The 25,937-nt window shown below is 62.2% G+C and carries 27 protein-coding genes; 16 read left to right on the forward strand and 11 right to left on the reverse strand.

Going from position 1 to position 25,937, the window contains the following annotated elements:
• Positions 1–157: 157 nt before the first annotated feature.
• From AX760_RS15570 to AX760_RS15580, 3 genes are all read right to left on the reverse strand, one after another.
• The gene (locus tag AX760_RS15570) at positions 158–2,143 is read right to left on the reverse strand and encodes a primary-amine oxidase (RefSeq protein ID WP_071833845.1); all 1,986 of its coding nucleotides are present in this window, start codon (positions 2,141–2,143) and stop codon (positions 158–160) included.
• Between the two features lie 253 nt (positions 2,144–2,396).
• Positions 2,397–3,092: a helix-turn-helix transcriptional regulator gene (locus tag AX760_RS15575; protein ID WP_071833846.1), complete on the reverse strand. Its 696-nt coding sequence runs from the start codon at positions 3,090–3,092 to the stop codon at positions 2,397–2,399.
• Positions 3,093–3,250: 158 nt separating this feature from the next.
• Positions 3,251–3,769 carry a 2'-5' RNA ligase family protein gene (locus AX760_RS15580; RefSeq protein ID WP_071833847.1) on the reverse strand — a complete coding sequence of 173 codons (519 nt, stop codon included), beginning with the start codon at positions 3,767–3,769 and terminating at the stop codon, positions 3,251–3,253.
• 287 nt (positions 3,770–4,056) lie between these two features.
• Here AX760_RS15580 and AX760_RS15585 point away from each other — a divergent pair, with 287 nt between their 5' ends.
• Positions 4,057–4,761 (forward strand): SDR family oxidoreductase, encoded by a 705-nt coding sequence (locus tag AX760_RS15585; RefSeq protein WP_071833848.1) that lies wholly within the window; start codon positions 4,057–4,059, stop codon positions 4,759–4,761.
• Positions 4,762–4,823: 62 nt separating this feature from the next.
• Here AX760_RS15585 and AX760_RS15590 read toward each other — a convergent pair whose 3' ends face one another.
• On the reverse strand, positions 4,824–5,513 hold the full coding sequence (locus tag AX760_RS15590; protein WP_071833849.1) for a FadR/GntR family transcriptional regulator: 690 nt from the start codon (positions 5,511–5,513) through the stop codon (positions 4,824–4,826).
• 187 nt (positions 5,514–5,700) lie between these two features.
• Here AX760_RS15590 and AX760_RS15595 point away from each other — a divergent pair, with 187 nt between their 5' ends.
• The 8 genes from AX760_RS15595 to AX760_RS15630 all read left to right on the forward strand — a co-directional run bounded on the left by AX760_RS15595 (position 5,701) and on the right by AX760_RS15630 (position 12,468).
• Positions 5,701–6,504 carry an ABC transporter substrate-binding protein gene (locus AX760_RS15595; protein WP_071833850.1) on the forward strand — a complete coding sequence of 268 codons (804 nt, stop codon included), beginning with the start codon at positions 5,701–5,703 and terminating at the stop codon, positions 6,502–6,504.
• Between the two features lie 66 nt (positions 6,505–6,570).
• The gene (locus AX760_RS15600; protein ID WP_071833851.1) at positions 6,571–7,242 is read left to right on the forward strand and encodes an amino acid ABC transporter permease; all 672 of its coding nucleotides are present in this window, start codon (positions 6,571–6,573) and stop codon (positions 7,240–7,242) included.
• Positions 7,242–7,979 (forward strand): amino acid ABC transporter ATP-binding protein, encoded by a 738-nt coding sequence (locus AX760_RS15605; protein WP_071833852.1) that lies wholly within the window; start codon positions 7,242–7,244, stop codon positions 7,977–7,979. The genes AX760_RS15600 and AX760_RS15605 overlap by 1 nt, the downstream gene beginning before the upstream one ends.
• 29 nt (positions 7,980–8,008) lie before the next feature.
• Complete coding sequence (locus AX760_RS15610; RefSeq protein WP_071833853.1) at positions 8,009–9,277, forward strand: cysteine desulfurase-like protein; 1,269 nt, start codon at positions 8,009–8,011, stop codon at positions 9,275–9,277.
• Positions 9,278–9,289: 12 nt separating this feature from the next.
• A complete protein-coding gene (hydA, locus tag AX760_RS15615) occupies positions 9,290–10,690 on the forward strand; it encodes a dihydropyrimidinase (protein ID WP_071833854.1) in 1,401 nt (466 codons plus the stop codon).
• 77 nt (positions 10,691–10,767) lie between these two features.
• Positions 10,768–10,938, forward strand: coding sequence for a DUF2256 domain-containing protein (locus AX760_RS15620; protein WP_071833855.1), 171 nt, complete (start codon positions 10,768–10,770; stop codon positions 10,936–10,938).
• Positions 10,935–11,315 carry a thiol-disulfide oxidoreductase DCC family protein gene (locus AX760_RS15625; RefSeq protein ID WP_071833856.1) on the forward strand — a complete coding sequence of 127 codons (381 nt, stop codon included), beginning with the start codon at positions 10,935–10,937 and terminating at the stop codon, positions 11,313–11,315. The genes AX760_RS15620 and AX760_RS15625 overlap by 4 nt, the downstream gene beginning before the upstream one ends.
• Positions 11,316–11,514: 199 nt before the next feature.
• Positions 11,515–12,468, forward strand: a complete 954-nt coding sequence (locus tag AX760_RS15630) for a TerC family protein (protein ID WP_071834026.1) — start codon at positions 11,515–11,517, stop codon at positions 12,466–12,468.
• An 84-nt stretch (positions 12,469–12,552) separates the two neighbouring features.
• Here the strand turns inward: AX760_RS15630 and AX760_RS15635 are convergent, their stop codons facing one another.
• The 3 genes from AX760_RS15635 to AX760_RS15645 all read right to left on the reverse strand — a co-directional run bounded on the left by AX760_RS15635 (position 12,553) and on the right by AX760_RS15645 (position 15,127).
• Positions 12,553–13,692, reverse strand: coding sequence for an aminotransferase class I/II-fold pyridoxal phosphate-dependent enzyme (locus AX760_RS15635; protein WP_071833857.1), 1,140 nt, complete (start codon positions 13,690–13,692; stop codon positions 12,553–12,555).
• Positions 13,689–14,324, reverse strand: coding sequence for a helix-turn-helix transcriptional regulator (locus AX760_RS15640; protein WP_071833858.1), 636 nt, complete (start codon positions 14,322–14,324; stop codon positions 13,689–13,691). The genes AX760_RS15635 and AX760_RS15640 overlap by 4 nt, the downstream gene beginning before the upstream one ends.
• 86 nt (positions 14,325–14,410) lie before the next feature.
• Entirely contained in the window at positions 14,411–15,127 is a 717-nt protein-coding gene (locus AX760_RS15645) for a sulfate transporter family protein (protein WP_071833859.1), read from the reverse strand.
• A gap of 80 nt (positions 15,128–15,207) precedes the next feature.
• Between AX760_RS15645 and AX760_RS15650 the strand changes: the two genes are divergently transcribed.
• The 4 genes from AX760_RS15650 to AX760_RS15665 are packed head-to-tail and all read left to right on the forward strand — an operon-like array spanning position 15,208 to position 18,432.
• The gene (locus AX760_RS15650; RefSeq protein WP_139276068.1) at positions 15,208–15,399 is read left to right on the forward strand and encodes a hypothetical protein; all 192 of its coding nucleotides are present in this window, start codon (positions 15,208–15,210) and stop codon (positions 15,397–15,399) included.
• A complete protein-coding gene (locus AX760_RS15655; RefSeq protein WP_071833861.1) occupies positions 15,396–16,781 on the forward strand; it encodes an amidase in 1,386 nt (461 codons plus the stop codon). Before AX760_RS15650 ends, AX760_RS15655 begins: the two co-directional genes overlap by 4 nt.
• Entirely contained in the window at positions 16,778–17,689 is a 912-nt protein-coding gene (locus AX760_RS15660; protein WP_071833862.1) for an ROK family protein, read from the forward strand. The genes AX760_RS15655 and AX760_RS15660 overlap by 4 nt, the downstream gene beginning before the upstream one ends.
• Positions 17,686–18,432, forward strand: coding sequence for a copper homeostasis protein CutC (locus tag AX760_RS15665; RefSeq protein ID WP_071833863.1), 747 nt, complete (start codon positions 17,686–17,688; stop codon positions 18,430–18,432). Before AX760_RS15660 ends, AX760_RS15665 begins: the two co-directional genes overlap by 4 nt.
• On the opposite strand, the gene nagA is transcribed toward AX760_RS15665, so the two are convergent.
• Genes nagA through AX760_RS15685 form a run of 4 tightly spaced genes read right to left on the reverse strand, consistent with a single transcriptional unit; the run spans position 18,422 to position 22,276 of the window.
• Positions 18,422–19,582 carry an N-acetylglucosamine-6-phosphate deacetylase gene (gene nagA / locus AX760_RS15670; protein WP_071833864.1) on the reverse strand — a complete coding sequence of 387 codons (1,161 nt, stop codon included), beginning with the start codon at positions 19,580–19,582 and terminating at the stop codon, positions 18,422–18,424. The two genes, AX760_RS15665 and nagA, sit on opposite strands and share 11 nt — an antisense overlap.
• Positions 19,579–20,601, reverse strand: a complete 1,023-nt coding sequence (locus tag AX760_RS15675) for an SIS domain-containing protein (protein WP_071834027.1) — start codon at positions 20,599–20,601, stop codon at positions 19,579–19,581. The genes nagA and AX760_RS15675 overlap by 4 nt, the downstream gene beginning before the upstream one ends.
• A 29-nt stretch (positions 20,602–20,630) precedes the next feature.
• Positions 20,631–21,395: a GntR family transcriptional regulator gene (locus AX760_RS15680; protein ID WP_071833865.1), complete on the reverse strand. Its 765-nt coding sequence runs from the start codon at positions 21,393–21,395 to the stop codon at positions 20,631–20,633.
• Positions 21,392–22,276: a glucosamine kinase nucleotide-binding domain-containing protein gene (locus tag AX760_RS15685; RefSeq protein ID WP_071833866.1), complete on the reverse strand. Its 885-nt coding sequence runs from the start codon at positions 22,274–22,276 to the stop codon at positions 21,392–21,394. Before AX760_RS15685 ends, AX760_RS15680 begins: the two co-directional genes overlap by 4 nt.
• A 198-nt stretch (positions 22,277–22,474) precedes the next feature.
• Between AX760_RS15685 and AX760_RS15690 the strand changes: the two genes are divergently transcribed.
• The 3 genes from AX760_RS15690 (at position 22,475) to AX760_RS15700 (ending at position 25,933) form a co-directional block, all read left to right on the forward strand.
• Complete coding sequence (locus tag AX760_RS15690; protein ID WP_071833867.1) at positions 22,475–23,374, forward strand: N-acetylmuramic acid 6-phosphate etherase; 900 nt, start codon at positions 22,475–22,477, stop codon at positions 23,372–23,374.
• A gap of 49 nt (positions 23,375–23,423) precedes the next feature.
• A complete protein-coding gene (locus AX760_RS15695) occupies positions 23,424–24,698 on the forward strand; it encodes an ABC transporter substrate-binding protein (RefSeq protein ID WP_071833868.1) in 1,275 nt (424 codons plus the stop codon).
• Positions 24,699–24,982: 284 nt separating this feature from the next.
• The gene (locus tag AX760_RS15700; protein ID WP_071833869.1) at positions 24,983–25,933 is read left to right on the forward strand and encodes a carbohydrate ABC transporter permease; all 951 of its coding nucleotides are present in this window, start codon (positions 24,983–24,985) and stop codon (positions 25,931–25,933) included.
• The last annotated feature ends 4 nt before the right edge of the window (positions 25,934–25,937 follow it).

Genomic DNA, 25,937 nt, shown 5'->3' on the forward strand with positions numbered 1-25,937 from the left:
GGGCCCTCTGGTTGGACATCGGCAATCATTGCGAGGTTGGCACTGCACGTTCGGTCTTGTGGAGCAGGCGATGCGGATGAGGCGCCCGGCGAGACGCAAAAGCGATGAGGCGGACAAGCGATGAGGAGGACAAGCGGCGGGCCAGGCCCGCCACCGGTCAGCTGTGGCAGCAGCTGCTGCCTTGTGTGTTCGACTTGCTCGCCTTGTTGGTTTCCGGCGGCAGGTTGATCAGCGGATTGCCGTTGAAGAAGCCGACCGGCATCAGCTTGAAGCCGCACAGCACGCAGGGCTGCACGGGATGATCCTCGACGCGCGGAATGTGGTGCAGGCCGAACGAATGCCAGACGACGATGTCGGTATTGTCGGTCGGCCGATCCTTTTCCGTCCAGGCCGGCAGGCCTTCGGCACCGGTGGAATGGTTCATGTATTCGCCGGCCGGGAAACGTTCCTCGGGATCGTAGGGCGTCACCCAGAGATGGTTGTAGACGAAGCCGCCACGCCTGCCCGACGGACCATCCGGATGGGTATAGGCCGGAATGGCGGAGGGCGTTTCCAGCTTGTAGGCGGTCGGCTTGCCGACCCAGTTACGGACATTGGGATTTGTGATCTTCCAGTAGCGCGACTTTTCGAAATCGACCCTGCGCCGCGCCTTCAGCTCGCTGGTTAGCGGCGTCTGCTCGAGATAGAAGGCATTGCCCATCGGGTTTTCCGGGCCCATCGGCGGGGCGACGGTGTCGCATTCCACCACCGTATTGTCGGGGCCGTCGACCTCCATGTCGAGCCGCATGCAGAACACGTGCTGGTGGATATGGCCGACTAGACCGGGGGCGACTTCCGTGCCGTATTTCTGCTCGGTGCCTGGAATGCAGGCGGTCGTGTTGATGACGCCGGTCGCCTTCATCTCGAACTCGATCGTGCCATCCTGGAAGAGATACCAGTAGCAGCAATATTCGTAGTTGCCGACCGTGGTGATGGAGGAGACGACCAGGCGGCGCATGCGGCGGGTCTCGGTGCGTTCCGAGCGGAAGTCGAAATGCTTCCAGGCCAGGCCCGCATCCTCTTCATGGATGCAGATGGCGCTGGGGATCAGGCGCGGATTGCCCATCATGTCGGGCAGCACCACGTCCATGTAGTGGATATGGCCAAGGCAGTCACAGCCGAGCGCAAGTGAATTCACCAGCTTGCCGAAACCGTATTCGCCGCTGTCGAAGACGTTCTTGCGATAGTGTACGCCGTCAGGATTGCCATAGGGCACCACCATTTCTGCCATGGAGACTCGGTAGAGGATCGGCCGGCGCAGGCCATCGACGGTATAGCCGACCTGCTGCAGGACCAAGCCCTCGCGGCCGTTGAAGCTGATGCGCACATCCCAGTTGTCCCAGGTCAGCTTGTTGCCCTCGAGCGTGAAGCTTGGGCCTTCGCTCTGGACGACATCCAGAGGTTTCAAGGGCTTGCGGAAATCGGTCAGCAGTTCGGCATCATAGTTGATCAGGGTCTCGGGCACCGGAACGAAGGTGCCGGAGGCGGCGGAATGGTCGTCAACCCGCAGCACTTCGAGCTTGTCGACGTCAACGACGACGTTCAGCCCCTCGACCGGATGGGCGTAGTAATTGTCGAGATCGGACATGCGCAGCCAGACGAACGTGTGCGCCAGCCGCTTGTTTTCTTCACCGGGGACGGAGAAATTACCGGCCGACCACGGATCGACGCAGACATAGGCCATGTTCTCGATGCCGCGGCGGCGGATGGCCTCCTGGAACCGCGGATCGGCCTTGGCCACATCCTCGATCATCATGAATTCTTCCGGCGAGATCATCGGCCGGGCATCGGCAAGAAACTCGACCTTTGTGATGGTGCCGGTGCCAAGATCCAGCCGGCCACGCCAGAGGCCGGTGCTGCCGCGTTTGTGAACGGTGAAGCGCGCCCGGCGCTCGATCGGCATGCCGGCAGCAAAGGCGCGGACGACGTCCTTGGCGGGCTCCAGCAATTCGATCGTCTCGAACAGCAGGGCAGGTCCGAAATCGAAATGCGTCCGCAGGATCGAAGCGGCCTTGACCAGCTCCTCCGCCGTGAGCGGATCAAGCGGATGGCCAAAGGTGGGTGAGGCTTGCTGAGACAGGGAAATATGGGGCCGCTCGTTCATGGCCGATCCTCCGGTTATGGTTTTCACCATCGACGCCCGCAGCCGTCATGCCTGCAGCCCGTCAACTCTTGGAGGTCAATATTTGTGCATGCCTAAATAATGTCCATCCACCGAATGGTTGATAGGTGTGAAAGTGAAGAATGGAGTGCCTGCAACCAAAAGCAGAGGGGTATGCATCGTCGGCCGGCAACCGGCCGCGACCGCCACACGCCAGGTCCAGAGCAGCCTTGGCAGGGTTCTTCGTTTCCAGATGTCAGCTGAGCTGCATCATCCGCGACACCAGGCTGGCGCGGTTGTCGACGCCGGCCTTGTCGAAAATATGGATGAGATGGGTCTTCACCGTTGACAGTCCGATCCCCAGACATTGTGCGATGTCGGCATTGGTGCGGCCGCAGCACAGAAGTCTGGCGACCTCCGCCTCGCGCTGGGTCAGATGCAAAAGGGCATTGGCTTTCCGGGTGGTGTTGTCCCTCGATCGCGGAAACACCTCCTGGAGATTGAAGGAGATGAAGGGGTGCAGCGCATCTGCGAGTTGAAACTGGTCGTCGGTCGGGCGGGTGTCACCCGCAGCCCACATCACGGTGATCCCGGCATAGATCTGGCTGTCGCGCTGAAAGATCAATTCGATCGTGTTGTTGACCTGAAAGGCGTCGAGGAACTGGCGGTATATGATGACTTCGCTCTCCGGTGCATACCGGCCGGCGTCGCTCATCTTCACGACGGCGTGCTGCTCGTTCTCGATCTGCCGCACATGCAGCGGATCGTGTGCATACATCTCGCGAATGTAGGTCTTCATGAAATCCGACGGCACGCGCGAACAGACGAAATTGTGCAGGTTCTTATGTTCATCAACCGAATAGAAGACCAGCCTGCTTGCCTTCAATGTGCCGGACAGCAGCCGAAATGTCTCATCGATGAATTCCCGCTTGCGAACCTCCGAGAAAGCCATGGCCATACTCCACAGTGCGCTAGACAGCAGCGCATCGATTATGGGTGCGGTGCAGCAAACAAGTCAAGTCCCTCGCCCGCTTGCGGCATAGCCACGCTCTGCGCGCCGCTCGGTTGCTGCCATTCCGGCTGTCCATGCGGGCTGATCTGCGCGCTGCATCAGGGACCGTTGCCAAACAAAACCGTTCTCTCGTGCTGCCATGGACCGTTCTGATAGAGCCAGAGATCAAGGCCGGTGATCGCGATCGCATGCGGTTGAAACTCTGTCATCAGCGCCGCGTGCAATGTGTCCGCCGCCTGCTTCGAGACCTTGTTCTGGATGGTGATGTGGGGCTGCCACGTCTGCATGTCCTGTCCGCCCAACCAGGGGATGAAGGCACGCCTCAGCCTGGCGTGCACGTCCTGCAGGTCCGGACTGGCAATCCTGAACGCGACGCCTGCGCCGAGATGGCGAAGGCCATAGACCTCGGCCTTCATCTGCGCCTGTCCGGCTGCAACCGCCATCAGCTGTTCGACGATCTGCTGCATGTGCTCGCCGGGCAGGCGATGAAACATCGTCAGATGGGCGCGCAGGAAATTTCGGTCCGCTGGAAAGTGCTTGCGCCGCAGCAGATCGAATGGCGCGAGATCGTCGTCGGACACGCGTGAAGTCAGGATGAGGGGCTGAAGTGTTTTCAAAAGACCAAGCTGTCCTTGCGCGTTTCAGGATGCAGGAATTGTGTGGCTCCGCTCCGTCGGGCTCGATCAGGGGAACGTTTTGCGCCGATTCCTGTTGCAGCGCGGTCGGCGCCAGAGGGAGCGCCGGCCAGTCAGAACTTGCCAGTCGGATTGTTGCGCTCAGCACGAATCGACCGACGTAATTTCATTGAAATCATGCGTGAAAGCGAGACAATGGACAACAGCGTGTGCCGGCTTCGGACGCCATCGGCTGCGGAATCAAAACAACAGGAAAACAGGAGACGGCTATGTCGAAGGAAAAAGTTGCGATCGTTACGGCGGGCGGCAGTGGAATGGGCGCCGCGGCGGCACGGCGTCTGGCCGCCGACGGCTTCAAGCTTGCGATCCTGTCATCGTCCGGAAAGGGCGAGGCGCTTGCGGAGGAACTCGGCGGCATCGGTGTCACCGGGTCGAACCAGTCCGCCGATGATATCGCAAGGCTGGTCGACGCGACCCTCGAGCGCTGGGGACGGATCGATGCGCTGGTAAACAGCGCCGGTCACGGGCCGCGCGCCCAGATCATCGAGATCACCGACGAGCAGTGGCATGCCGGCCTGGATGTCTATCTCCTGAACGTGATCCGCGCCGTGCGTCTGGTCGCGCCGGTCATGCAGAAACAGAAGTCCGGCACGATCATCAATATCTCGACCGCCTGGGCCTTCGAACCATCGGCCATGTTTCCGACATCCGCTGTGTTCCGGGCCGGCCTCGCGGCCTATACCAAACTCTTCACGGACACCTATGCGGCCGACAATATCCGCATGAACAACGTCTTGCCGGGCTGGATCGACAGCCTCCCGGGCACCGATGAGCGGCGCGACAGCGTCCCGATGAAGCGCTACGGAACGAGTGAGGAAATCGCCGCAACGATCGCCTTCCTCGCCTCTGATGGTGCCGGCTACATCACCGGCCAGAACATCAAGGTCGATGGCGGGTTGATGCGGTCCGTCTGAGGAAAGGTCAACGGCCGGCCTGCGGCGGCATTGTCGCGGGTCTGCCGGATCTCCGGCCTCGGCTATGGCTCGAGACCGGCGCAGCGGGCCGTGTTGCGGATATGGGTTTCCATCTCCAGCCGCGCCAGCGCCGGATCGTTGACGCGCAGCGCTGCGATGATCCGCCGGTGTTCGCCGATCGAGGCGCTCATCCGCGCCGGGTCGGTGATCGGGATCGGCTGCCGCTGCGTTTCGGTCAGCTGTTCGCGCACGGTCTGGTAGAGCGCACGCAGCATGGCGTTGCTGCAGGCGGATGCGATGATCCCATGGAACTCAAGATCGGCCTCGACATTGGCGAGCAGGTCCTGGCGCGCCCAGCATTCCTCCATCTGCCGCGTCGCCCGCTCCATCTGATCGAGCTGGTTTGCCATCAGCCGGCCGGCGGCAAGGCTGGCAATCTGGCCCTCCAGCAGGATGCGGGTCTGGAAAACATCAAAGACCGAATAGCTGTCGGAATAGCGCCAGGGCGCCATATGGCTTGATCCGGCCGGCGACGCGTCCGATACGAAGGTACCGCGACCGGCTTCGGTCTTCAGCAGGCCGAGTGTCTCCAGCGTCAGGAGCGCTTCGCGCAGCGAAGCCCGGCTGATGCCGAATTTCAGCGAAAACGCGCGCTGCGACGGGATCTTCTCGCCCGGTTTCAGGCTGCCGCTTTGAATCATGGTCTGAATTTCGCGAGCGACCGATTGAGGGACAAGCGTCTTGTTCAGCATTCTGTCTTCCATCCGTCCCGTCGGCCCATCGATCGACAACCGGTCGTCTATGTCGACCCGGACCCAACTCTATTTTATTGCGAGCCTGTCTTGCAATTGCCAAACAGCCATGCTTCCTTGGTCATACTGGTCTGACCAGTTAGACCAAACGTAAACGCAGCAGAGACAAAAAATCAAGGGGAACCTCATGAACGCGCTTACTCTCGTCAAATCCACCGTCCTGTCCGGCCTTCTGGCCATTACAGGCCTCGGTGCAATGACCGTCCAGGCCGCCGATCTCACCGTCGGCGCCAATATCGGCAACGTGCCCTGGGAATTCCAGGATGCCAGCGGCAAGACGGTCGGCTTCGAAGTCGACCTGGTGACAGAAATCGGCAAACGCCTCGGCAAGTCCGTCGAGTTCGTCAATATCCCGTTCAGCGGCCTGTTTTCGGCCGTCCAGTCCGGCCGCATCAACATGGCCGTCTCCTCGATCACGATCACCGAGAAGCGGCTGGAATCGGTAACATTTGCGCAGCCCTATTATGACAGCGACCAGTCGCTGACCGTGACCGCTGCCAGCGGCATCACCGGCCTGTCCGGCATGGGCGACAAGGTCGTCGGCGTCGATACCGGCTCCACCGGTGACATGTGGGCGACCGCCAACACGGACACCTACAAGCTCGGCGAAATCCGCAAGTTCGAAGGCCTGTCGCCGGCCATGCTCGATCTCGTCGCTGGCCGTCTCGACGGTTACATCAGCGACATTCCGGCCTTGCTCTACTATGTCAAGGACAAGCCGGAACTGAAGGTCGTCGAGCGCATCACCACGGGTGAAAAATACTCCGTGATGTTCAACAAGGGCGATCCGCTTGCCACCGAGGTCAACGCTGTCATCTCCACCCTGAAACAGGAAGGCTTCATTGCAGCGCTGCATGAAACCTGGTTCGGCGCCAAGGCCGAGGACACGACATCGACCGTGATGGTCATGGACATGCCAGCCGCCAAATAACGATGACGGCGCAGGATGACGGCCCGTAGAGGCCGTCATTTCTGTGCAACGACCGCCGGTGGCCCCATGAACCTGCTCAATACATTCTTCAACCTGCCGATCCTGATCGAGACGTTTCCGCTTCTGCTTTCGGGACTGGTGGTCACGCTTCAGATCGGCATCACCAGCATCATCGCCGGACTTGCCGGCGGGCTGTTTCTGGCGCTGATCCGGCTCTACGGGCCGGGTCCGGTGCCATTTCTCGCCAAGATCTATATCGACATCTTCCGGTCGATCCCGCTTCTGGTGCTCTTGATCGTCGTCTACTACGCGCTGCCCTTCGTCGGCATCCGGCTTTCGCCTTTCGTTTCGGCCGTCGCTGCGCTGACGCTGGTCTCCTCCGCCTACACGGCCGAGATTTTTCGCGCCGGTATCGAGGCCATTCCGAACGGCCAGTTCGAAGCGTCGCAGGCGCTCGGGCTCTCCCCTCGCCACATGATGGTCGACGTGATCCTGCCGCAGGCAATCAAGATCGTCATTCCGCCGCTGACCAACAATTGCATCAACGTGCTGAAGGATACGGCGCTTGCCTCTGTGGTCGCCATGCCGGACCTGCTGAAACAGGCGACGCAGGCCCAGGCCCTGTCGGCCAATCCGACACCGCTGATCGGTGCCGCCCTCATCCATGTCGCCCTGCTCTGGCCGCTGGTCAGCATCGTGGCGCGGCTCGAAAAACGCTTCGGCCAGGAGAAGCGTTGATGGCCCCTCTTATTTCGATCAGCAATCTGAAAAAGGCCTACGGCATCTTCACTGTGCTGCATGGCATCAATCTCGATATTGCGGAGGGTGAAGTCGTCTGCGTCATCGGGCCGTCCGGCTCGGGCAAATCCACGCTCATCCGCTGCATCAACCGGCTGGAGGCTTTTTCGAACGAGAGCAGCATTGTCGTCGATGGTGTCACCGTCGGTCCCGGCAAGGCGCTCGCCAAGGTCAGGGCCGAAGTGGGCATGGTGTTCCAGTCGTTCAACCTGTTTCCGCATCTGACAGTCTTGAAAAACGTCATGCTGGCGCCGATGCGGGTGCGCGGCACGAAGCCGGCGGATGCCGAGCGCAAGGCGCGCGAGCTTCTGGCCCGCGTCGGCATTTCCGAACAGGCGGAGAAATATCCCGGCAAGCTTTCCGGCGGCCAGCAGCAGCGCGTCGCGATCGCCCGCGCCCTGGCCATGGAGCCGAAGGTCATGCTGTTCGACGAACCGACCTCATCGCTCGACCCGGAAATGGTCGGCGAAGTGCTCGACGTGATGAAGGAACTCGCCTGGATGGGGGTCACCATGGTGGTCGTTACCCATGAGATGGGCTTTGCCCGCCAGGTCGCCGATCGCGTCATCTTCATGGATGGCGGCCGCATCGTCGAAGAGGGCACGCCGACCGATATCTTCGACACACCCAAGGAAGAACGGACGCAGAGCTTCCTGCGCGCCGTTCTCAATCACTGACAATAAAAAAACACGGTCTGGAGGACCCCATGCCCGATCAAGACACGCTGGACTTAGACTTTGTCCGCAGCCAGTTTCCCGGCCTTTCCAAGGGCTGGACCTTCTTCGACAATGCCGGCGGATCGCAGATCCTCAAACCGGCCGTGGAGCGGATCAACACCTTTCTCTACGACAAGAACGTCCAGATCGGCGGCTCCTACGATGTCTCGCAGGCCGCGGCCAAGGCGCTCTACGAGGCCCGCACGGCGGCCATGCACCTGGTCAACGCAGCGCGCCCCGAAGAAATCGTCTTCGGCAGTTCAACGACAGCGCTTCTGCAGAACCTTGCCCGCGCCATGACGAGCCAGCTGACCCCCGGCGACGAGATCGTTGTGACGATCGCCGATCATGAATCCAACATCGGCCCGTGGGACAAGCTGCGCGAGGCCGGCATGATCATCAGGACCTGGCCGCTCAACAAGGACACCTACGCGCTCGATATCGCCGACCTCGAACCGCTGATGAGCGACCGCACCAAGCTCGTCTGCGTCACCCATGTGTCGAACATTCTCGGATCGATCAATCCGATAAAGGAGATCGCCGCCTTCGTGCATGCGAAGGGCGCGCGCATCTGCATCGATGCCGTCGCCTATGCGCCGCATCGCGCGGTCGACGTACAGGCCTTCGACGTCGATTATTACGTCTTCAGCCTCTACAAGACCTATGGGCCGCATTATGCGCTGATGTATGGCAAATACGACCATCTGCTGGAGCTCGACACGCTCTACCACTATTTCTACGGCAAGGACAAAGTTCCGGGAAAGCTGGAGCCGGGCAATCCGAACTATGAGCTCGCCTATTCCGTCTGCGGGATCGTCGATTATCTCTGCATCCTCGGCGAAAAGGCCGGTGAAACCGGTTCGGTCCGGGAAAAGATCGTCGCAGCCTATGGAGCAATCACCAGGCAGGAGGACGTGCTGGTCGACAGGCTGCTCGCCTATCTACGGGCCCGCAACGATTGCCGCATCGTCGGCCGCAGCAAAAGCCGCGACGGCACCCGCATCCCGACCGTCAGCTTCACTTTCGACGGGCGCGATTCGGCGGAAATCTGCAAGGCGATGGATGCCCACCATATCGCCATCCGCTTCGGTGATTTCCACTCGCGCCGGCTGGCGGAATATCTCGATCTCAAAGAAAACAATGGCATGGTCCGGGTCTCGATGGTTCACTACAACACGATCGAGGAAATCGACCGCATGACACGGGCGCTGGACGAAATCCTTGGCTCCGGAGCCGGCCTGGCGAGCAGCGCGGCCTGAAAGGAACACGAGATGCAGTTCGACACGATCATCCGCAATGGCACGGTTGTGACCGCAAGCGATACGTTCCGTTGCGATGTCGGCATCCGCGACGGCCGGATTGTCAGTCTGGCCGATACGCTCGAAAACGCCGCCGAGATCATCGATGCCACGGGGCTTTACGTCATGCCCGGCGGCATCGACAGCCATGTGCATCTGGCCCAACCCTCCGGCGACGGCATCGTCATGGCCGACGATTTCGAGAGTGGCACGCTGTCGGCTGCCTTTGGCGGCAATACGACGGTCATGCCGTTCTGCATGCAGGAAAAAGGCACGACGCTGCGCCAGTCGCTGAAGGACTACCATGCCAAGGCCGAGGGCGAATGCTACATCGACGTCAGTTTCCATCTCGTCGTCACCGATCCGACCGCCTATGTTCTCGGTCAGGAACTGCCGGCCCTGGTCGCAGACGGCTATAGCTCGATCAAGGTCTTCATGACCTATGACAATCTGCGCCTGCGCGACGACGAAATCCTCGCCACGCTCGATAGCGCCCGGTCATCCGGCGCGCTGGTCATGGTTCATTGCGAAAACGAAGATGCCATCCGGTTCCTGATTGGCCGCCATGAGGCCAATGGCGAACTGGCGCCGAAGTTTCACGCCACCAGCCGCCCGGTCGCGGCGGAACGCGAGGCAACCCATCGGGCGCTGTCGCTGGCCGAAATCGTCGATACGCCGATCGTCATCGTCCACGTCTCTAATCGCGAGGCGATGGAGGAAATCCAGCGCGCGCGGGCGCGCGGCAGCAAGGTCGCTGGTGAAACCTGTCCGCAATATCTGCTGCTGACGGCCGACGATCTCGACGCCGCCGAACTGGAAGGCGCGAAATTCGTCTGCTCGCCGCCGCCACGCGACAAGGAGAGCCAGGCCGCCTGCTGGGAAGGCCTGCAGAACGGCACGTTCGACCTTTTTTCCTCGGACCATTGCCCGTTTCGCTATGAAGACGACCAGGGCAAGCTCAACGAAAAGGGCAAGCGCAATTTCCGCTGGATTCCGAACGGCATTCCGGGCGTCGAGACACGGCTGCCGATCCTGTTTTCCGAGGGCGTCGGCAAGGGCCGTATCGATCTCAACCGCTTCGTCGCGCTGTCCTCGACCAACCATGCCAAGCTCTATGGCCTCTATCCGCGCAAGGGCACGATCGCCATCGGTTCGGATGCCGATATTGCCCTGTGGGATCCCGAGAAGACGGTGACGATCAGCAATGACATCCTGCATCACGGCGCCGACTACACGCCCTATGAGGGCCTTGAGGTCAAGGGTTGGCCTGTCCGGGTCATCCTGCGCGGCAAGACCGTGACGGCGGGCCATGAGCTTGTCGCCGGTAAGGGTTCCGGTACCTATCTGGAGCGCACGCGGTCCTCGCTTCTGTGAGTTTTCCGGCGGTGTGAACCGCGCGGCAAGGGATGCGTATAGAGTGCGGACAGCCTCCGCGCGAACAGGACATTCCCATGGCCAAGATGATCAGGAAAGGCGATCTGCCAACGAAGATCTGCACAGGCTGCGGCCTGTCCTTTGCGTGGCGGCGCAAATGGGCGAAAACCTGGACCGATGTCAAATTCTGCTCGGAACGCTGCCGTCAATCTCGCAACAGGCGCGACGTCGCCACGGGTCCAGCATGATCACGGTTTTCTATGACGGCGCCTGCGGCCTGTGCACGCGGGAAATCAATCATTATCGCAGAATTGCCCCACCCGGCGCGTTCCAGTGGGTCGATGTCATGCGCGACGGACAGGCGCTCGAAAAACACAACATCTCCCTTGCGGCCGCCCTTCTTGACCTGCACAGCCTGGACCAGAACGGCACGGTGCATCGGGGTGTCGACACATTCCTGCTCATCTGGCGGCAGATCCCCCGCTGGCGTTTTGTCGCCAAGGTTGCGGGGTTGAAGCCGGTAACTCTAGTCTTGAAGGCCATTTATCCGGTCTTTGCGCGGTGGCGGTTTGCACGGCTTTCGCACTGTCAGATCGCCGCCCGGCAAGAAACCGGGGAGGCCTGAAGCGCGCTTCTACGGCGCCGGCGCAAATTTTTCAGGCTGGCCCTTGAACCATCGCGTCATGCTTCCCAAATGATCGGCAACCCGCTGGTCCGGGCCCCTCTGGCAGGTGCCCCGGCGCGCTTGTGATGTCGGACCGTTTCCGACAACGCACGCCGGTGGAGTAATCCCCTTGGAAACAAGTCTGTTTTTTATCGACTGGATGGGAAAGCCCGTCTGGATGTGGCTGAGCTTCCTGGCCCTCGTCATCGCCATTCTGGCCTTCGACCTTGGGATCCTGCACAAGGAGAACAAGGAGATCGAGGTCGGGGAGAGCCTCAGGCTTTCCGCCCTCTACATCTCGCTCGGTCTCGCCTTCGGCGGCTGGGTCTGGTGGTATCTCGGCGCGGACTCCGGCATCGCCTATCTGACAGGCTTCGTCGTCGAAAAGACGCTGGCGCTCGACAATGTCTTCGTCATCGCCCTGATCTTCTCCTTCTTCGCCGTGCCCCGCCTCTACCAGCACCGCGTGCTGTTCTGGGGCATCCTCGGCGTCATTGTCCTGCGCGCCATCATGATCGGCGTCGGCGCGACGCTGGTCGCCGAATTTTCCTGGCTGCTCTATGTCTTCGCCGCCTTCCTTGTGCTCACCGGCCTGAAAATGCTGTTCATGAAGGAAGCCGAGCCGGATATTTCCAACAATGCCCTGGTGCGCTTCATGCGCCGCCGCTTCAACGTCACGGAGACCCATCACGGCGAGCACTTCTTCGTGCGACAGGCGGATCCGAAAACCGGCAAGCTCACCTGGTTCATCACGCCTTTGTTCATGGCGCTCGTCCTGATCGAGGTCGCTGACGTGATTTTCGCCGTCGATTCGGTGCCGGCCATTTTCGCGATCACCACTGACCCGTTCCTGGTCTACACCTCGAATATCTTCGCGATCCTTGGCCTGCGCGCCCTCTACTTCGCGCTGGCCGCGATGATCCACCGCTTCCGCTATCTGAAGCCGGCGCTGGCCGTGGTGCTCATCTTCATCGGTTCCAAGATCTTCGTCGCCGACCTGATCGGCCTTGAAAAATTCCCGGCCGCCCTGTCGCTTGGCATCACCTTCGCCATCATCGCCAGCGGCGTGATCTGGAGCCTGGTGAAGACGCGCGACGAAAAGGTGGAGGCATGACCTTGCACGCCCTGCCGGGAGCCGCAGAAGCGGCGAGCGGCCGGGCGCTTTGAGATGCGGCGGGGCCGTTTCCCCCCGCTGCCATCACACGGCGTTGCGCGTCAACCAGTTGCGCAGCGCCGTGATACCCTCCGGCACGTTGATCCGGCCAAAACCGACCCGCAGGCAATCGGTCGGCACCGGATTGAGATCGGAGCGGTAGATGCTCGACGGCAGGAAGAACACGCCGGCTTCCTCGACGGTCCTTCGGGCAAAGTCCTCGACGCCGTCAGCGCCCTTGTAGCGGATGAAGGCGACGCAGCCGCCATCCGGCGCGCGCCACTCGAAGAGATCCGGATACTCGGCGAAGAACAGGTCAAGGGCAGCCACATTGGTGCGCACGATGGCGCGGTTCCGGGCAAGGATCGGCGCGCGGTTCTTCAGGGCGATGCGTGCCAGAACCTCGGATGGTCCGGAATTGCAGATCGACAGGAAATGCTTGTAGCGCTCGAACCGGCCGAGCATGTCGCGGTCCCTGCAGGCCAGCCAGCCGATGCGAAGACCTGGCAGGCCATAGGCCTTGGACATGACGTTGAGCGACAGTCCGCGTTCGTAGAGATCCGCCACCTGGGGCAGGCGCAAGGCCGGGTCGCGCTCGATCAGCCGGTAGACTTCGTCGCTGAACAGCCAGATGCCATGCTTGCGGCAGAGCGCGACGATGGCATCGAGATCCGCGCGCGGAATGATCTTGCCGGTCGGATTGTTGGGGAAATTGATCGAGATCAGTCTTGTGTTCGGCCGGATCGCCGCCTCGATCTGTCCGATATCGAGGTTCCAGTCCCTGTCTATGTCGAGGGCCACGCCGGTGACCGCACAGATGCTGAGCGGGATGGTCTCCGCTGCCTGATAGTTCGGGGTGATGACGATCGCGTGGTCCGCTTGCGTGAGCAGGACCTTCATGGCGACATAAACAGCCTCTTCGGCGCCGGCAAAACACAGGATGTCGTCTGGCGCCATCGTATCGTAGGTCGCGGCGATCTCGTGGCGAAGTACGGGCGCACCCGCTGTTTCGGTATAGCCGAGACCAAGATTTTCGAAATCCTGTCGATCAGTGTCGCTGGCATAGGCGAGCAGCTCCGAAAGGCGGATGGTTTCCGCGTCGGAGGCCGTCATGTGATAGCGCGCCGCGAACTCCCATTTGGCCATATAGGTTTCAAGCGCGAAGTCCCGCATCGGCATGGTCATTTCAGTGGCTCCCCATTTGATTTTGCCTGCTGCCGGACAGAAGACAGGCGATTGTAGATCGTCGCGCGCGACAATTTCAGGATCTCCGCCACATAGGGCACCGCCTTGCGGATACCGAAAATGCCCTGCGCGTCCAGCCCGGCGATCAGGGCATCCATATCGGCCGTCGTCATGCCGGCCAGCGTCGTGTTGCGGGTGGACAGGACTGTTCCGATCGCAGAGTTGACGCGCTCGCGCCAGTCGCCTGCCATCAGGGGCTCCGTCGCGGATATGCGTTGCGGAAGGTCGATCATTGCCGTCAGCTGGTCGACAAGGCCGGACAGCGCATCGATGTCATGATTGATGCAGAGCAGTCCGAAGGCGGCGCCGGTGTCATCGCGCAGAACCGCCGTGACCGATTTCAGTCGCCGCCCGTCCCAATTGCGCTTTCCATAGGGGCCGATTACGTCTCCCTCAAGCGTCGCGACGGCGTCATTGAGCGAACTGTCCCCGCTTCGCCGCCGGGAATAGGCGTTGGCGATGTGAAAGATCAGCCCGGTGGACAGATCGTGCAATACCGCTTCGGCGTGCGGCGCCAGAAGCGCGGCAACGGCATCGCAGACGGGAATGAAGGCTTTGAGGCGCGCGGACATGCCGTGTTTTCTCGCCGAAATCAGACAGATTGTCAACTATCAACAAAATGTCCGAGCGAGCGGCGCCTGGTTCCTGTGCTGGTGCCCTACCGCAGCTGGAACTCCGGATCGCGTTTCGACAGCTTCTTGTGCAGATGCACCATCATGCCGGCGGCAAACAGGGGCGTCAGCAGGTTGAGGATCGGAACGGCGAGGAAGGCGGCCAGCAAAAGGCCTGCGAGAAAGACCGGCGTTGCATGCTTGGCACGAAACAGCCGCGCTTCCGCCGGCGTCCGATATCGCATGGCGGCAAATTCGAAGAACTCGCGACCGAGCAGGTAGCCGTTCACGAGAAAGAAAGCGATCAGGTTGATGCCCGGCACAAGCAGGAGAAACAGCGCGAAAAGATTGCCGATGATGATGACGCCGAGAAATTTCAGCGTGCCCACGATCGCTTCGCCCAGGGGCAGGGCGCGGCCGGCGGGTTCGAGTGCATAGTCGCGCTTTTCAACGACTTCGGCGACATCGTCGAGAAAGAAGCCGGCAATTAGCGCCGTGACCGGCGCCATCAGAAGGGCTAGCGCCAGCGCCAGGCCAAGGCTCGCGAAAAGGCCGATGATGAAGGTGAACCAGCCGGCCCATTCGGACGAGACCGGCAGGAGGCCGCTCAGCCAGGGCAGTGCCAGATAGGAAAGCACCTCCTTGAGCGCAAACCACAGGGCAACGAGCACCAGCAGTGTCAGGCCGATCACCTTCCAGAAGACGGAGCGCGTTTCCGGCGCGAAAAGATTGGAAAAGGCCAGTCGCGCAGCATCGAAAATCATGAATTCACCCGTTTGTCACCTGCCGCAGAGATCGCGAGCTTGCCGGATGTAGGCAGGCAATGCCGGACAGGCAAGGGGATGTGAGAAGCGGAGGTGAGAAGGGAGCCGGCAATGCAGCGGCCTTCCGCCATGGCTATAGCCGGAAAATCACGGGAAAGGCGCGGAAGGATCTGGAAAAACCGGTCCGTGGCGATAGGGTGCGGGCACGACTGGTGTTCGGGCCGGCCGTCGCCTATCGGATGGGCGTGGTGGCAAGCGGGGAGCGGCAATGAGCGGACAGGACACAATCGGATCGGTGGCATCGCTCTCGACCCTGCTGCACAGCGGAGCGCTGCATCCGGTCGCGCTTGCAGATCAGACCTTCGAGAAGATAGCCGGCTATGGGGACGGTGCGATCTTCACCGCCCTGCTTGAGGATCGCGCCCGGGCGGAAGCCTCTGCTGCAGGCGTGCGCCTGAAAGCCGGCCGATCGCTTGGGCTGCTGGACGGAATCCCGATCGCCTGGAAAGACCTTTTCGATACGGTCGGCTCGGTGACCACGGCCGGATCTGTCATCCTGAGCGGCAACGGGCCGGCAAAGGCGGATGCCGCTGTCGTCTCCGCGCTGGCCGGAGCCGGCATGATCGCGATCGGCCGCACGAATTTGAGTGAATTCGCCTTTTCCGGTCTCGGCATCAATCCCCATTACGGCACGCCGCACAATCCTGCATCCCGTGACCCCGCATCCGGTGTCGGTGCGCGCATTCCAGGCGGTTCGTCCTCCGGTTCTGCGGTTGCCGTGGCCGCCGGTCTGGTGCCGGTCGCGATTGGCACGGATACCGGCGGCTCCATCCGCATCCCGGCGGCATTCAACGGTATTGTCGGCTACAAGGCGACGCGCGGGCGCTATCCGATGGCGGGTGTCTTTCCGCTGGCCGGCAGCCTCGATTCGCTCGGGCCGCTCTGCCGCACGGTTCAGGACGCTGTCTGGATCGATGCCGCGATGCGCGGCTTGACGGCGCCGACGGTCCGGCGGGGGACGGTGCAGGATCTGAAACTCGTTATCCCCGAAACGACCGTCTTCGACGATGCCGAACCCGGCGTCGTCGCGGCGTTCGATGCGGCGATCAAACGCCTGCAGCAGGCCGGCGCCTCGGTCGAGCGCCGGGCCTTCCCGGTTTTCGAAGCAATCTTCGAAATCCAGGCCCGGCACGGTGCGCTGGTGACGGCAGAGGCCTATGCCCTGCATCGCGAAAGGCTGTCGGGGCCAGATGCGGTCCGCATGGACCAGCGCGTCGTTGCCCGCGCAAGGCTGGGCGAAAAGATCCTGACGCCGGATTACATCGCGCTCCTTGCAGCCAGGCAGCACCTGATTGCGGAAGCCGATTCCGTACTGCGACCCGGGGAAATCGTCGTGCACCCGACCCTGCCGCATGTCGCGCCGCGTCTCGCACCGCTCCTGGCCGATGACGATCTGTTCTTCCGCACGAATGCGAAAACCCTGCGCAACACGCTGATCGGCAATTTCCTGGACTGGTGCGGTATCTCCATCCCCTGCGGCACCGGCGAGGCCGGCATGCCGGTCGGCTTGCTGCTCTCGGCACAGCGCCATGATGACGAGCGGCTGCTGTCGATCGCGCTCGCAACCGAAGCCATCATCCGGGGCGAGGCATGATCGTCTGTTTCGATATTGGCGGCTCCGCCATCAAGGGCGCCATCGCCCATGCGCCGGACCGGATCCTGCCGCTTGGACGAAAACCGACGCCGCTTGATGATTTCGACGCGTTTGTGGCTGTGCTGAAGGAAGTGCTGGACGAGGCCGGCGGCGTGCCGGAGCGCATCGCCCTGTCGATCACCGGGGTCGTCGATCCGGATACGCAAGCAACCAAATGCGCCAATATTCCCTGCATCGACGGCCGCAGGCTGTCGGCCGAGCTTTCCACTGCGCTGGGACGACCGGTGCTGATCGCCAATGATGCGGATTGTTTCGCCTTGGCGGAAGCCGGGATCGGTGCCGGCCGCGGCCACCGCATCGTGCTCGGCGCCATTCTCGGCACCGGCGTCGGCGGCGGTCTCGTTGTCGACGGCAAGCTGATCAATGCGCAGGGCGGCTTTGCCGGCGAGTGGGGCCATGGCCCGGTCGTTGCCACACAGGCGGGCCATCCGCCCGTCGAAATCCCGCTCTTCGCTTGCGGCTGCGGCCAGCGCGGCTGCGTCGATACGGTCGGCGGCGCGCGGGGCATGGAGCGGCTGCATCTTTCCCTGCATGGTATCGCGCTGACCAGCGAGGCGATTACGCAGGCCTGGCTTGCCGGCAATGCGCAGGCTGCCCGGACCATTGACGTGCTGGTCGATCTCGTCGCCTCGCCCTTGGCGCTGACGGTCAACATCACCGGTGCGACGATCGTTCCGGTGGGCGGCGGGCTTTCCAACGTCGAACCGCTGCTCGACCTGCTCGATATCGCCGTGCGCGGCCGCATCCTGCGGCGGTTTGATCGGCCGCTGGTGGTGCGCGGCGAATGCCGTGTCGAACCCGGTCTGATCGGCGCCGCTCTTCTCGGATTGCGCGGAGAAGAGGCATGAGATCGATCCTGCTGGAAGTCTGCGTCGACGACGCTGCCGGCCTTGAGGCTGCGGTGGAGGGTGGTGCCGACCGGATCGAACTGTGTTCCGCGCTCGGCCTCGGCGGTCTGACGCCGACCGCAGGTCTGATGGCGCTGGCTTCAAAGGTGCCGGTGCCGGTCTATGCGATGATCCGTCCCCGGCCCGGCAATTTCGTTTTCAGTGAAAGCGAAGTCGGCATGATGTGCATCGAGATCGATGCGGTAAGGGCAGCCGGGCTTTCCGGCGTGGTGCTGGGTGCCAATCTCGCCGATGGCCGTCTCGATCTGAACACTCTTGACCGTCTGGTCGCGCGTGCTGGCGGCATGGGACTGACGCTGCATCGTGCCTTCGATCTGGTCCCGGATTTTTCGCAGGCACTGGAAAGTGCTGTTGCGCTCGGCTTCGAACGCATTCTGACATCGGGTGGCGAAAAGACAGCCCCTGAAGGAACCGCGCAGCTCGCCGCGGCTGTGGAACAGGCGGGTGGCCGGATTTCGATCATGCCCGGTTCGGGCGTGACGGAGGCAACGATCGCCGGCCTTTTGTCACGCCTGCCGGTGTCGGAAGTGCACTCGTCCTGTTCGAGTGCTGAGCCGGCTCAGGATCCGCGCCTCGTTTCCCTCGGATTTGCGCCGCCGGTGACCCGCAAAACGCGTGCATCGCTCGTCCAGGGTCTGAAGGCGGACCTCCTGACGCACGGCCGGTCGCTTCTCAGGCTTTGAAAACGCAGACGCCTCCGATCCAGGTCGAGACCATGGCGAGCGACGGCGTGAGCAGCGCAAAATCGGCGTCGAGCCCCGCCAGCAAACGGCCCTTTTTCCGATCGATCCGGGCAGCTTGCGCCGGATAGGCGGAGGCCATGCGCAGCGCTTCGTCCAGCGGAAGGCCGAGCTTTTCATGGACGAAACGCACCGAGGACAGCATGTCGATATCCGCGCCCGCCAGCGTCCCGTCGGCCAAGGTCAGCCGTCCGTCCTTGCGGAAGATTTCGCGACCGTTCAGCATGAAGCCTGTCTGCTCGGAGCCGATGGTCGACATGGCGTCGGTGACGATGAAGATGCGGCCGGGGCCGGCCTTGGCGCGCAGGGCAATGCCCATCGAGACCGGATCGACATGGAAACCGTCGGCGATGATGCCGGCATAGAGATCGCTGCGATCAAGCGCCGCGCCCACCACGCCGGGCTCGCGGTGACCGAGCGGGCTCATGGCGTTGAACAGGTGCGTGACGGTGCGTGCCCCGGCAGCCGCATAGGCACAAACCGATTGATAGCCAGCATCCGTATGGCCGATGCTGACGATGAAGCCGGCGTCTGCCAGTGCCGCCACCTGTTCCACGGACGCATTTTCCGGCGCAACCGTGATCATCATCGCTTCGAAAGCCCCCTTGCAGGCAAGCAGGGCGTCGAGATCGGCCGGGTCCATCGGCCGGATCAGGGCCGGATCATGGGCGCCCTTGCGGGCCACCGAGAGATGCGGCCCCTCGAGATGCAGACCGAGAAAGCCTGGAACGCGGTCTCTCTTGGCCTGACGGCCGGCCGCGATTGCCCGGGCCCGGATCTCGAACGTGTCGGTGATCAGCGTCGGCAAGAGCGCCGTTGTTCCGAATTGCGCATGCGCCACGCAGATGGTGCGGATGCCCTCGACGTCCTGTCTGTCGTTGAGCATGACGCCGCCGCCGCCATTGACCTGCAGGTCGATAAAGCCCGGAACCAGCCACTGGCCACTGGCATCGACGGTCATGACGTCGTCTGGCCGGTCACCCTCATCGACAATCCCGGCAATGGCCCCGCCATCGACAAGGAGCGTCCTGTCATCATGCCATGTCTCGCCATCGAAGATCCGGGCGCCGATGATTGCCTGACGTGCGGTCATCGTGTTTCCGTTATCTTCTTGAGGGCGACGGGCGCATCCGGGTTGAGACCGCGCGAGCGCGACCAGGCTTCGACGAAGCCGTAGAACGGCAGGATCAGCGCCAGCGCATCGGTGATCGGATGGCCGGTTTCGACAAATGGCAGCACCCTTGCTGTTTTCGCCCGGGACGACGTCACGAAGGCACGGGCACCCTTGGCGCCAAGACCGTCGAGAATACCGGTGACTGAGCCTTCCGCCGCATCGCGGGCAGCAAGGCCGATAACCGGGAACTTCTTCTCGACCAGCGCCACCGGCCCATGCAGCACTTCCGCAGCCGAGTAGGCCTCGGCATGCATGCCGGACGTCTCCTTGAATTTCAGCGCCGCTTCACTGGCAATGGCAAGGGCCGGCCCGCGACCCAGCACGAACAGCGATTCGGCATCGGCGAGATCGTCAGCCAGCATCTGCCAGTCCAGCGTGACGGCCTTGGCAAACTGGTTTGGCAGGTCGGCGACCGCGCGGCGAAGGGCGGCGTCATCGGTCCATTCCGACAGGATGGCCAGGCCGGCAACGATCGAATTGACATAGGACTTGGTGGCGGCAACGGCGATCTCCGGGCCTGCCTGAATGTCGAGCGGATGGGTGCTGGCTTCCGAAATCGGTGACGGCAAGGTGTTTGTCAGCGCGATGGTCACTGCCCCGGCCTTGGTCGCGGCCTGCGCCATGGCGACGATGTCCGGGCTCTTGCCGGACTGCGAAATGCTGATCGAGGCCGCACCCGAAAGCCGCATCTCGGCGCCATAGATAGAGGCCAGCGACGGACCGAGCGAGGCGACCGGCCGACCGGTCTGGAGTTCGATCGCATATTTCAGGAACAGCGCGGCGTGATCGGAAGAACCGCGGGCGATGGTCACGAGAAAGGCCGGATCCTTATCGCGCAGCGCAAGGCCCGTCGCTTTCACGGTGTCCCGGGAGCGCTCCAGCAGCCGTGCGGCCGCCTCCGGGATTTCGTCGATTTCGCGCCGCATGTTCGTTTGCATGGTCTTGTCTTTCTTCAATAATCTGGTGTTCACGAATCCGACAGGGTCAGTTCCGCGACGAAGTCATAAGCGTCGCCCCGATAGATCGAGCGGGTGCATTCCACCACGCGGCCGGAGGCGAGATAGGAAATGCGCTCGATCGACAGTCCGGCCGAGCCGACGGGAATGCCGAGCATCGCAGCATCGGGATCCTTCATGTTGCAGGCGGAAATCCGCTGTACGGCCCGCACCGGCCGCGACCGCGTCTTGTCGAGTTCGGCATAGAGCGAGGAGCCTATGCCCATCGGATCGGGCAGGAATTCGGCCGATATGCTGGCCCGCTCGATGGCCAGCGGCATGTCGTCGGCAATGCGCAGGCGTCCGAGCCGTGCAACACGCGCGTCGGCGGGAAGCCCGAGCGTCATCATCTCGTCGGGAGAAGGCTGGAACAGTCCGCGCTCGATCCATTGCGCGCGCGTCGTCAGTCCGCGCCGGGCCATGTCCTCGGTAAAGGATGTCAGGCGCGACAGCGACTGCTGCACCCGGCTGACCGGCTTGACCACGAAGGTCCCAGAGCCGTGTCGGCGCACCAGAAGCCCGTCCTTGACGAGATCGTCGACGGCCTTGCGCACTGTGACGCGGCTGATATTGGCGTAGTCGGCCAGGTCCCGCTCCGGCGGCAATGCATCGCCGTGATTGAGCTTGCCGGACAGAATGGCGCCTTCGAGGGATTGCCGAAGCTTCAGGTAGAGCGGACCGGCACCGCCGGCCTGCAGGCCGGCGAGGGGCAGGATGGCTTCGAGCTGTTCGGTCATGCGGTCATCTCCGAAACGGCCGCGGCCTGCCGTGCGGCGAGCGCCACAGAACCGGTCAGGGCATCGGCCAGCGGTCCGACGAACAGCGACTGGTGCCGCGCGGCGATCCAGGGCCGGTAGAGGCCGGCCAGACCGCCAAGCAGGCAAATGGGTTTGCCGCCGCGCTTGACGACGACATCGAGCGTCTCGTCGATGCTGGTCGTCGCGGCCGTCAGCAGCGCGATCGCAACCGCATCCCCCTTGTCGGCGAAAGCGAACAGGCGTGGCGCATAACGGCCCAAGTCACCGGGGCGGGCTTTGCGGGCGAAATCGACCACCGCGCGCGGGTCGTCGTCAAACTCGGCCATCACGGCCTCGGTCAGCGGCGAAGACGGGTGAATGCCGTCGAAGGTGAGGATGCTTTCCTGTAGCAGCGCCTGGCCGAGACGGGCGCCGCTGCCGAGATCCCCCACGGCAAAGCCCCACCCGCCGATATAGCTCACGGTCTCGTTACGCCGTACAACATACACGGTGCCGGTGCCGAGGCTGGCAACGGCGCCATCGCCGGCCGGCAGCGCGCCTTCGAGCGCGATCAGCACGTCGGAGACGATTTCGGCTTTGGCAAAAGGCAGTCGCGCCTCGACATAATGCACGGCGTCGCCGACATTGTTGCCGGCGAGACCGAGCACGGCGGTTGCAGAGGCGATGTGGGCCGGGTCGATGCCGGCGTCAGTGTACGCGGCGCGGGCTGCATCGACGATGTTGACCAGCGCCGTATCGGGGTCGGTCAGGATATTGGCGGCGCCGCTTTTTCCGCGGCCCAAGATCCTGCCGTCCGCGCTGGCGACGGCCGCGCGGCAGCTTGTGCCGCCGCCATCAAATCCCAGAATGTAATTTGGCATGGATACCTCCGGAAAAAATGATACCAAAAAAATACCATTAACCAAGGGGGATTTGATGAAGAACCTCAAATCTCTTATAATACGTTGAAATATATGTAATATTTTCGCAATCGCATTTTTTCTCGGCACAAAAGTTAATTTCTCCTAGACAATTGGTATTTTTTTGGCATTAATTTGTTCGCAGGGAGATTAAGCGCAATGGCGTCAGTGAAGACCGAAGAGCGTCACGACAAGGCAAGGGGGCTGGATGCCATGCATCCAGCACTGGCGCTGCGTCTTCTCGCGGCCGGTCAGCAGGCCGCAGCCAAGGTTGTGGATGCCGCGATCGAGCCGATTTCGGCGGCGGCGCGGATCGCTGCTGGTTGCCTTTCGGCCGGTGGACGCCTGGCCTATGCCGGTGCGGGCAGTTCGGGCCTGATGGCCATGGCTGATGCGCTGGAATTGCCGGGCACCTATGGAATAACCCTCGACAAGGTCGTCGTGCTTCTGGCCGGCGGTGCCGCCAGTCTTGCCGATCTCGCCGGCGGTTATGAAGACGATATGGATCTGGCGCGCCGCGATGTGCAGCAGGCCGGCATCGGTGCGGGCGATTGTCTGATCGCGGTTTCGGCCAGTGGCTCGACGCCCTATGCGCTCGCAGCGCTCGACGAGGCCCGCAAGAGCGGCGCGCGGGTCGTGGCCTTGGCCAACAATCCCGGCGCTGTCCTGTTTCAGGATGCCGACGTTGCTATCCTCTTGCAGACGCCGCCCGAAGTCGTGTCTGGCTCGACGCGCATGGGGGCCGGCACGGCGCAGAAAATTGCCTTGAACATGTTTTCGACGCTGGTCGGCATTCATCTGGGTCATGTCCATGACGGACATATGGTCAACCTGAAGGCCGACAATGCGAAACTGCGCGCCCGCGCCGTCCGTATTGTCGCGGACATTGCCGAAGTCGGCGATGCCGAGGCCGGTCGCTATCTCACCATGTCATCGGGTTCGGTAAAAATAGCCATTCTGCTTGCTGCTGGGGCAAGCGACGTGGCAGCTGCAGAAGCAGCGCTTGCCGACGCCGAACAAAACCTGCGCCGCGCCTTGTCGCGTGTCGCGGCGCACTGAACTGGGTTCCAAAACTGCGCCATGCCGGCGCCATAAAAGGGAGAACGTAATGACCCGCACCACTCTGATCTGCTCGACGCTGAAAGGATTGCTTCTGGCATCCAGCATCCTCGGTTCCGCCGGGCTTGCCCATGCCGAAGACGTAACGCTGACCATCGAAAGCTGGCGCAATGACGACCTTGCAATCTGGCAGGAAAAACTGATCCCGGCCTTCGAAGCGAAGAACCCCGGCATCAAGGTCGTTTTCGCACCGACAGCGCCGACCGAATACAACGCAGCCCTCAATGCCAAGCTCGATGCCGGTTCCGCTGGCGATCTCGTCACCTGCCGCCCGTTCGACGCTTCGCTCGAGCTCTACAACAAGAAGCATCTGGCCGACCTGTCCGGTCTCGCCGGCATGGAGAATTTCTCGCCGGTGGCCAGGGCCGCGTGGACGACGGATGATGGTGCCGCGACCTTCTGCGTGCCGATGGCGTCCGTTATCCACGGCTTCATCTACAACATGGAAGCCTTCGAAAAGCTCGGCATCGCCATCCCGGCAACCGAAGCAGATTTTTTCGCTGCGCTCGACAAGATCAAGGCCGATGGCACCTATATCCCGCTCGCCATGGGCACGAAGGATCTCTGGGAGGCCGCAACCATGGGTTACCAGAACATCGGCCCGACCTACTGGAAGGGTGAAGAAGGCCGCGCCGCCCTCATCAAGGGCGAGCAGAAGCTGACCGACGCCGGCTGGGTCGAGCCCTACAAGGTTCTCGCCAAGTGGAAGGACTATCTCGGCGACGGTTTCGAAGCACAGACCTATCCGGACAGCCAGAACCTGTTCACGCTCGGCCGCGCCGCCATCTATCCGGCCGGCTCCTGGGAAATCGGCCTGTTCAACACCCAGGCCGAGTTCAAGATGGGCGCCTTCCCGCCGCCGGTGAAAACTGCGGGCGATAGCTGCTACATCTCCGACCACAACGACATCGGCGTCGGCCTGAATGCCAAGAGCGCGCATCCGGAAGAAGCCAAGGCGCTGCTTTCCTGGATCGCCTCGCCGGAATTCGCCGACATCTACGCCAATTCGCTGCCGGGCTTCTTCAGCCTGAACTCGACCCCGGTGAAGATGGCCGATCCGCTGGCGCAGGAATTCGTCTCCTGGCGCGAAAAGTGCAAGCCGACGATCCGCTCGACCTACCAGATCCTGTCGCGCGGCACCCCGAACCTCGAAAACGAGACCTGGGTCGAATCGGCAAACGTGATCAACGGCACCGATACGCCTGACGTCGCCGCCGAGAAGCTCCAGAAGGGCCTCGACAGCTGGTACAAGCCTGCGAAATAAGGACCTTGCCCTCCCCTTCGCGGGGGAGGGTCGGCACGTCGTGCCGAAACCGGGTGATGTCTTTGCAAGAGCTTTGGATCACTATCCACGCGTTCCGCGCGACCTCCTCCCATAAAGGGGGGAGGTCATGCCAAGAACCGGCACACCGAACGCAAAACATGTAATCTGAAATCTCATTCTGCCGGCGCCTTCAGGCCTGCTGGCGTGGCATGCGCGGCGGGGACCGGCAGCGCAAGCCTTCTCGCGCATAGCGATGGACGAAAAACGGGTCGGAGCGGCAGGGCATGAGCAGCGCCACATTTTCTGAAGACGGTATGACGGCGCCCAGGCGCGGTACGCGCTGGCACATTCTGGTGTTCCTCGCTCCGGCCTTCATCGTCTATTCGGCCGTGATGATCCTGCCCCTGATCGAGACATTGCGCCTGTCGCTCTACAACACGGTCGATGGTCAGCCGGCCTTTGTCGGGTTGGCGAATTTCCAGGTCCTGTTCGGCAATGAACGCTGGGCGGCAGACTTCTGGCGGGCGTTGAAGAACAATTTCGTGTTCTTTGCGATCCACATGCTGATCCAGAATCCGCTCGGCATCGCGCTTGCCGCCATGCTGTCGATCCCAAAGCTCCGGCTTGCCACCTTCTATCGCACGGCGATCTTCCTGCCGACGATCCTCTCCTTCGTCATCGTCGGCTTCATCTGGAAGCTGATCCTGTCGCCGATCTGGGGCATCACGCCGTTCTTCATGGACCTGGTGGGTCTGAAGTGGATGTTCGGCCCCTGGCTCGGCAAGCCGGGCTCGGCGCTGATCACGGTGTCGCTGATCTCCGTCTGGCAGAATGTCGGCATTCCCATGATGCTGATCTATGCGGCGCTGCTGAACATTCCGGACGAGGTGATCGAGGCCGCAGAATGCGACGGCATCACCGGCTGGAGTCAGTTCTGGAAAATCAAGCTGCCGCTCGTTCTGCCGGCTATCGGCATGGTGTCGATCCTGACCTTTGTCGGCAATTTCAATGCCTTCGATTTGATCTACACGGTGCAGGGGGCGCTGGCCGGGCCGGATGGCTCGACGGATATTCTCGGCACGCTGCTCTACCGGACCTTCTTCGGGTTCCAGCTGCAGCTCGGCGATCGCTCCATGGGGGCGACCATCGCCACCGTGATGTTCCTGATCATTCTCGCCGGCGTCTCGCTCTATCTGTTCGGCATCCAGCGGCGCGTTCGCCGCTATCAGTTCTAGGGGG

The organism is Pararhizobium antarcticum, assembly GCF_001885585.1.
GTDB lineage: Bacteria > Pseudomonadota > Alphaproteobacteria > Rhizobiales > Rhizobiaceae > Pararhizobium > Pararhizobium antarcticum.